The 6,922-nt window shown below is 69.3% G+C and carries 7 protein-coding genes and 1 pseudogene; 3 read left to right on the top strand and 5 right to left on the bottom strand.

Annotated elements, in window-relative coordinates; all coding sequences use genetic code 11:
* The 4 genes and pseudogenes from ACFHNC_RS24390 to ACFHNC_RS24375 form a co-directional block, all read right to left on the bottom strand.
* The coding region (locus tag ACFHNC_RS24390) for a YeeE/YedE thiosulfate transporter family protein (protein WP_437171838.1) at positions 1–465 on the bottom strand (465 nt) is incomplete at its 3' end.
* A 100-nt stretch (positions 466–565) separates the two neighbouring features.
* The gene (locus ACFHNC_RS24385; protein ID WP_437171839.1) at positions 566–694 is read right to left on the bottom strand and encodes a hypothetical protein; all 129 of its coding nucleotides are present in this window, start codon (positions 692–694) and stop codon (positions 566–568) included.
* Between the two features lie 133 nt (positions 695–827).
* Positions 828–1,172 (bottom strand): annotated as a pseudogene (locus tag ACFHNC_RS24380) (YeeE/YedE thiosulfate transporter family protein); the annotation flags it as partial.
* Positions 1,173–1,313: 141 nt separating this feature from the next.
* Positions 1,314–1,760, bottom strand: a complete 447-nt coding sequence (locus ACFHNC_RS24375; protein ID WP_437171837.1) for an RrF2 family transcriptional regulator — start codon at positions 1,758–1,760, stop codon at positions 1,314–1,316.
* Between the two features lie 153 nt (positions 1,761–1,913).
* On the opposite strand from ACFHNC_RS24375, the gene cysK reads away from it, so the two are divergent.
* The 3 genes from cysK (at position 1,914) to ACFHNC_RS24360 (ending at position 6,429) form a co-directional block, all read left to right on the top strand.
* A complete protein-coding gene (gene cysK, locus ACFHNC_RS24370) occupies positions 1,914–2,954 on the top strand; it encodes a cysteine synthase A (RefSeq protein ID WP_437171836.1) in 1,041 nt (346 codons plus the stop codon).
* 445 nt (positions 2,955–3,399) lie between these two features.
* On the top strand, positions 3,400–4,863 hold the full coding sequence (locus ACFHNC_RS24365) for an FAD-dependent oxidoreductase (protein ID WP_437171835.1): 1,464 nt from the start codon (positions 3,400–3,402) through the stop codon (positions 4,861–4,863).
* A gap of 303 nt (positions 4,864–5,166) precedes the next feature.
* Positions 5,167–6,429 (top strand): ferredoxin reductase family protein, encoded by a 1,263-nt coding sequence (locus ACFHNC_RS24360; RefSeq protein WP_437171834.1) that lies wholly within the window; start codon positions 5,167–5,169, stop codon positions 6,427–6,429.
* A 108-nt stretch (positions 6,430–6,537) separates the two neighbouring features.
* Here ACFHNC_RS24360 and ACFHNC_RS24355 read toward each other — a convergent pair.
* Positions 6,538–6,922: hypothetical protein (locus ACFHNC_RS24355; protein ID WP_437171833.1), on the bottom strand; the 385-nt coding region annotated here is incomplete at its 5' end.

Genomic DNA, 6,922 nt, shown 5'->3' with positions numbered 1-6,922 from the left:
GCGGCCCTTGCTCCGCGCCTCGAGCCAGCGGCCAAGCAACAACCGTCCTATAATCCACTTGTCGTTGCGGTCTAACCCCGAATTTGCCGCGCCCAATCCGAAAACCGGCCGCAGCCGCAGCCACACCGCGTTGCCGATCAGCGCCGGGATGATCCACACCCAGCCATGCAGGCTGCCACTGGCGATTCCGCCGAAATAGGCGCTGACACTGCAGCCATAGGCGAGCACCGCCCCATAGCCGAGCAACAGACCCCCGATCACCGAAGCCGCCGCCTCCCCCGGCCGCGGCCAGCGCCAGCCCGCCTTTTGGCCGGCCAGCGCCGCGGCGAAGAAGGCACCGGCCATCAGGCCGAGATTCATCACCGTGGTGCGGTCCGCCAGCAGCGGCCGCAGGATCGCCTCGGCCCGCGTCGGATCCTCCCAATAGGTCCAGAAGGCCGGGTCGTCCCAGCCCAGCGCCTCCACCGCGCGAGATCACCAGAGCGGGAAGGCGGCGGGTGATCGCCCAGGGGCGGCCCGCAATCCACAGTGTGGCGAAGTTCAACAGCGCCAGCCCCACCGCGCCCTAGACCAGCGGCCACGGGCCGCGCAGCAGGCTGCCGCCGCGCCAGGCCAGCGCCTCCACCGCCCCATGGCGCCGCCGTTCCAGCCAGGTCGAGACCCACCAGACCAGCGCCAGCACGGCCAGGCTCAACAGCAGCGCCGGCCAGGTGCCGAACAGTGCAGGCAGGGAAATCGGCGGCAGCGCCGGCCAATCGAGCCAGCGCGCCGCATCCCAGGCCGCAAGCGTGGCGCCGGCGATGAAGGCGGCCAGCTGTCAGCCACATCCGCGCCCCCTGCCCGCCCGCCGCGGTGTAGAGCGTGCCGGAGGCACAGCCGCCGCCGAGTTGCATGCCGATGCCGAACAGGAAGGCGCCCAGTAGCAGGCCAAGCCCCAACGGAAAGACGAAGCCGCGCACCGGCCGCCCGCCCAGCATGCCCGTCTCCAGCGCCGGCAGGAACAAGGCCACGGCGAGCGCCAGCATCACGACCTGCGCCCGCAGTCCAGCGGAGCGGCGTTCCGACAGCAGCCGCCGAGACGCGCCGGCGAAGCCGAATGCCGCATGAAACAGAACAAGGCCGAGCGCCAGGCTGAGGACCCAGGACGCCGCCTGCCCCGCGCCCGGTTCCACCGCCAGCCAGAATATGCCGCTCGCCAAGATCAACAGCACCAGGCCGGTTGCCAGCCAACCATCGAATTCGCATTTCCACCTTTGAACGACGTGATGTCGTCAATGACGTGCTGGAACCAGGGCGGCGATAACGGTCTTGCGTCAGATTGCGAAATCCAGGGGCTCCGATGTCGGGCGGCGCAGGCCGGCGGCGGCGGCCTGACGCAGCAGATCCTGTACCGTCGTCTCCGCCAGTTGGTCACGAAGCCCAGCATTCAGGGCGCGCCACAGCGGGACGGTGACGGCGGCGGTGAGGCGGCCGGGCGGCACCTCTTCCTCCTCCGTCTCCGTTACCGCATCCACCACGTCGATCAAGGTGATCCCATGCGGTGCCCTGGCCAGGCGATAACCGCCCTTGGGGCCACGGGTACTGTCCAGGATGCCGGCCCGCGACAGCGCCTGGAGAACCGGCTCGATGCCGCGGCGCTGGGCCGACAGGCGGTCAGCGATCTCCGATCCGCCGGTCGCATCCAGCCCCCGCCCAGCATGGAATGCCACGTCCAGGACGATGTCGATGGCAACCAGGGCACGGTCGCGTCGGAGAATCATCAAGGTGGCCTTTTCCGGTCAGCGAGGTTGGTTCGCGGTTCGCATCCAGCCCCTGGCTTTCAGATGCCTGGCGGAACGGCTGGAAACCATGATCTACGCCAGATTGGCGTGTTATACCAGCTTGGCCCCTTATCTCGAACGAATCTCGCTTGTATGGTCCACGCCATGGCAAAAATCACGTCGCGTGCACGACGCCCGACCCCGGTACCGCATGCCGCTCAGCCGACGCTGGCGATCGCGGAACCTGCCAAGCCCAGGGGGCGCCTCTTCGGCAGCGTCCTTGAGACCATCGGTGGCACGCCACTCGTTCTGCTGCCTCGGTTGGCCACCTCCGCCGGCCTCAAGGCGCGACTGGCCTTGAAGCTGGAGTATTTCAACCCGCTCGGTTCCGTGAAGGATCGCATCGGTCTCGCCATGGTCGAAGCAGCCGAGCGTGACGGGATCATTACGCCTGGCCGGTCAGTTCTGGTGGAGCCGACCTCCGGCAACACCGGGATCGCACTGGCATTCGTCGCCGCCGCAAAGGGCTACCGACTGATCGTGGTGATGCCGGATGGTGCCAGTATCGAGCGTCGCAAGATGATGTGGCTGCTGGGTGCCGAACTTGTCCTGACCCCGTCGCGGTCTGGCATGGCGGGTGCCATGGCGCGGGCTGAGCAGCTCGTCGCCGAGACGGCCGAGGCCTGGATGCCGAAGCAGTTCGACAATCCCGCGAACCCCAAGGTTCACGCGGCGACGACGGCCGAGGAAATCTGGGTCGATACGGGTGGTGATGTCGCAGTCGTCATCGCCGGTATCGGAACGGGCGGCACCGCCACAGGGATTGCTCGGCTGTTGAAGCCACGCGTGCCCGGCCTGCGAGTGCTGGGCGTGGAGCCCGCCGAGAGCGCCGTGCTGAATGGTGACGAACCAGGCCCACACCGCATCCAAGGCATCGGCGCCGGTTTCAGGCCCGCCGTGCTGGAGCTGGAACATCTCGACGGCGTGCTGCGCGTGACGGAGCGAGAGGCTATCACCGCGGCGCGGCGCTGCGCGCGCGAGGAAGGCTTGCCGATCGGGATTTCCTCCGGCGCTGCGCTCCATGCTGCCATGCAGGTGGCGAGGGACCCGTCCCTCTCCGGCAAGTTGGTTGTTGCCATCGCCGCAAGCTTCGCAGAGCGGTATCTGTCGACCGAGCTGTTTGACGGATTTTAAACTGCGTCTGGGGCAGCGCGCCATCAAGCGCCGCTCGGTATGCAGCAAGCGACAGAACCCAATGCCCACGTAGCTTCAACATTGCAGTGGCAGCGGCTTCAGCCGCGCTTTTTCGGAACCCAATTTCGTGGGCTCGTAAATGTCCGCGCCATCGCGGCGTATCTCGCCAGCGAGTTGGGGCGGCGGCCCAATTGCTCGAAAGAGACCTGCCGGCTGATCGGCGCGTCTGACGCTATTGATGCAGATCAAGGCAAAGTTACGGCGCGCTCATCTATCCCTCAACTCAGGTGTGGCGCCACGCCGGAGAGAATTCCGGCATCACGACCAGCACCGATAAGGGGCGTCGCCGGCAGCCGCGCGGCCATGGGCGGGTGCGACGTCCCGCGTCCGAACCCAGGCGGCTAGGTCTGGCACAGCAATCACACGCAACCAAAGGGAGGCCCAAATGGCTGATAGCGCATCGCACAACCCCGACCGCCGCGGCTTGCTGTCGGTAATGGGCGTCGGACTTGGCGGCATGACGGCGCTGGGCGCCGCGCAGGCCGCCACGCTGCCTGCCCCGCAGGGGCAACAGCGCGCGGATGTGATTGTGATCGGCGGCGGCATGGCTGGCTGCGCGGCCGCGCTGGAGGCGACCGAGCGCGGCGCATCCGTGATCGTGCTGGACAAGGCGGAACGCCTCGGCGGCAACTCGATCCTGGCCGCCGGCATTTTCGCGCTGCCGATGGGCGATTCCCCGGCGGCGCGGCAGGAATTCGCCCGCGAATATGAGCGCATCGGACAGGGGCGCGGCAACGCTGAGATCTTCACCCTGATGGCCAACCATGTGCGCGAGAACATCGCCTGGCTTGAGCGCAACGGCGTGGCCTTCGAGCCGGAGGGCGAGAGCGCGCCGTTCCGCGTGGCGGTGCGGACCGCCGGGCCGGGGGCCTGGCGCGGCATGCCCGTGCTGTTCCAGACCATGCGCCAGCGCATCGAGGCGCGCGGCGGGCGTTTCGTGCTCGGCGTGAAGGCGCGCGAACTCGTGATGGACAACCGGGGCCATGTCGTTGGCGTCCGCGCGGCGGGGCCGGAGGGCCTGGTGGATTACCTCGGCCGGACCGTCGTGATCGCCACCGGCGGCTACGCGGCGAACACCGCGATGCTCGAGGCCTTCGCCGACCCGAATGCCGGCGCGCTGATGGTGCGCGGCTATCGCGGCGCCACCGGCGACGGCCACCGCATGGCGGAGGCCGCGGGCGCGGGCCTGCGCGGCATGGGCGGGATGATGGCGCTGCATATCGCGGCGGTGGACCCGGAGTCGACCGCCGCCGGACAGCCGGCCTCCGCCATCCCCCATGCGATCAGCATCAACCGTACGGGGGAACGCTTCGTCGACGAGTCACGCGGCTATGTCGCGCACGGCAAGGCGGTACTGACACAGCCGGAGGGGCGGGCTACTCTGGTGTTCGACCAACGGATCGCCGAGATCGCGGCGGTGGCGGGCGTGGTCGGGAACTTCCGCCGCCTTGGCCTCGACGTGCACCAGGCCGATACGATCGAGGCCCTGGCCGCCAAGGTGGGCCTGCCCCCGGAGGCGACGGCCCGCACCGTCGCCGCCTTCAATGCCGCCGTGCAGGACGGCGCCGCGCCGGGGGCCGCGCCGCCCAAGCGGACGCTGGCCCGCAAGCTGGAGCAGGCGCCCTTCTTCGCGCTGCACCCGCTGGTGCCTGGCATCACGCTGACCTTCGGCGGCGTCATGACCGATCCCTCGGCGCGGGTGCTGGAGGCGGACGGCCGCGTTATCCCCGGCCTGTTCGCCGCCGGCGAGGGCGCGGGCGGTGCCTTCTTCGAGGACTATATCGGCGGCGGCGCGCTCGCCATGTGCCTGGTCATGGGACGGATCGCCGGACGCAACGCGGTGGCTTAGCGCCCGGCATTTCGTCACGGAGGCAAGCTGAAACGCAGTGCGCGATCGCGCGCCAACCGCCGGACGGCGTCGCCGCGCCGTGTGATCCGAAGGTCTGATGGTTCGGTCTTTCCCGGCGTGGAAGGACCCGCCATCGGCCAAGGTCGCCACGGCTGGCGCGCAGAACGCCCACACGTTGGATGCGCTTCGCCTGAAATGCGACCATCGGGAGGAAAGATGCCCCCACACGGCTCCAGACCAGCACCGCCAATTGCAGCGGGTCTGGCCCTATCGGTGACCGCGGCGTTATTGGGTTTTGTTCTGTTGGCCTCGCTGCCGCTGTTGCTGGCGCTCGGCGCGGCGGAGGAGCCCGGTGGCTGGCACGAGGAAGCGGGGATCGCGCTCGGCCTGGTCGGCCTGTCGCTCCTGCTGCTGCAATTCGCCCATTCCGGCCGCTGGCACCTCGTCTCAGGCCGCAGCGGCATCGATGTCACCATGCGCTTCCATCGCACCGCCGCGATCCTGTTGCTCGTGATGGTGCTGTTGCATCCGGTCCTGTTCGTCCTGCCGCTGCTGCTGGATGATCCGGCGCGCGGCCTCGCCCGGCTGCATGCGATGTTCACGAGCCCCCGCATGACCGCGGGCAAGATCGCCTGGATTGCCCTGGTCGCCACAGTGTTCCTGGCGCTTGGTCGACGGGTCATCCCCTATCAGCACTGGCGGTTGCTGCATGGACTGGGCGCGCTGGTCGCGGCTGGGGCTGGTGTGTGGCACGCGATGGAAGTCGGGCTCTACTCCAGCTTCGCACCGCTTGGCGCGCTCTGGTGGGCGGGGCTTCTCGGCGCCGCGCTGCTGCTGGCCTGGGCTTGGGGCTGGAAGCCCTGGCGCGCAGCGTGCGCGGGTTGGCGGATCGGCGCCGTGACGCCACTCGGTCCCAGCTACTGGAACGTCACGGTAACCGGCCCCACTCCACCCGAATTCGCCGCCGGCCAGTTCTTCTGGCTTGCCTTCGGCCGCGCGGCCCCCTGGGATGACAATCCCTTTTCGGTCGCCTCGGCGCCAGGCGCGCGCGACCTGCACTTCGTGATCCGCGAGGCCGGCGACCGTACGCGGACACTCGGCGCCCTGCCCGCGGGCCTGCCAGTGCGGATCGACGGGCCGCATGGGGTCTTCACGCTGGATCGGGCTGGCCCCGGGCCGCTCCTGTTGGTCGCTGGCGGGGCGGGCATCGCACCCATTCTGTCGGTGGTTCGCGCCTTGGACGCCACGGATGACCCTCGGTCAGTGGCACTACTGTACGCCGCGCGCACGCCCGATCGCCTGATCTGCCGCGCGGAGATGGTGGCGATCGCGGAGCGGCGCGGCTGGCGCTACCGCTTCCTCGCCGAGGAAGCCGCGCCCGAGGGTGGCGCGCAGGGCCGGCCCGACCGGGGGGTGCTGGCCGAACTGCTGCGCGTTGTCCCAGTGGCGGAGGTGACGGTGATGATCTGTGGCCCGGAGCCAATGACCATGGCCGTCATGCGCTACCTTGAGGCGCTGGGCGTGCCACCCGAGCACGTCGTCTATGAGTTGTTCGACTATGCGTAAGCCCCTGCCCCTGGCCGAGCGGCGCCTCCGCTGGCGCATCCGCGCGCTGCTGGGGCTGGTGGCGCTCGGCGTCCTGGCCTTCGCGCTGCGGGGGCTGTGACCCGCTGCTCAGCGTGGGCGGTAGGTTATCAGCCAGGCGATGATGGCGGCCCGCCGCTCGGCGTCGGGCGCAAAGTGGTCCGGCAGGAAGCGGTCGAGTGCCGCAGCGCGCTCCTGCGGCGGCATGTCCAGGTAGCGCCGCAAAACGCGCGCCGGAGTGCGGTGGCAGGAAGCGCAATCGGTCGCATAGGCCGCCTCCCCCGCCGCGACCTGTTGATCGGCGGCCAAGGCCGGCGGCGCGGCCATGCCTGTGCCAAGCGCGATGAGCAACATCGGGACCGCCTTTCGAATGGCTGCGCCCAGTGCGCGGCGGATGTGTCGCATGATGCTCCCTCTCCTGATGCTGTCTTGAGCATAGGCCGGCCGGCACGAGACGGGCCAGCACAGTTCGGCA

It is taken from the genome of Falsiroseomonas sp. E2-1-a4 (assembly GCF_051433165.1).
Lineage (GTDB): Bacteria > Pseudomonadota > Alphaproteobacteria > Acetobacterales > Acetobacteraceae > Falsiroseomonas.
Note: the sequence above shows the minus strand (reverse complement) of the source record. Positions and strands in the feature narration are given on the sequence as shown.

Coding starts and splice junctions, on each gene's coding strand:
- ACFHNC_RS24375 (WP_437171837.1), bottom strand. CDS start 1,760: ATGATTCTCCGACGCGACCGTGCCCTGGTTGCCATCGACATCGTCCTG.
- cysK (WP_437171836.1), top strand. CDS start 1,914: ATGGTCCACGCCATGGCAAAAATCACGTCGCGTGCACGACGCCCGACC.
- ACFHNC_RS24365 (WP_437171835.1), top strand. CDS start 3,400: ATGGCTGATAGCGCATCGCACAACCCCGACCGCCGCGGCTTGCTGTCG.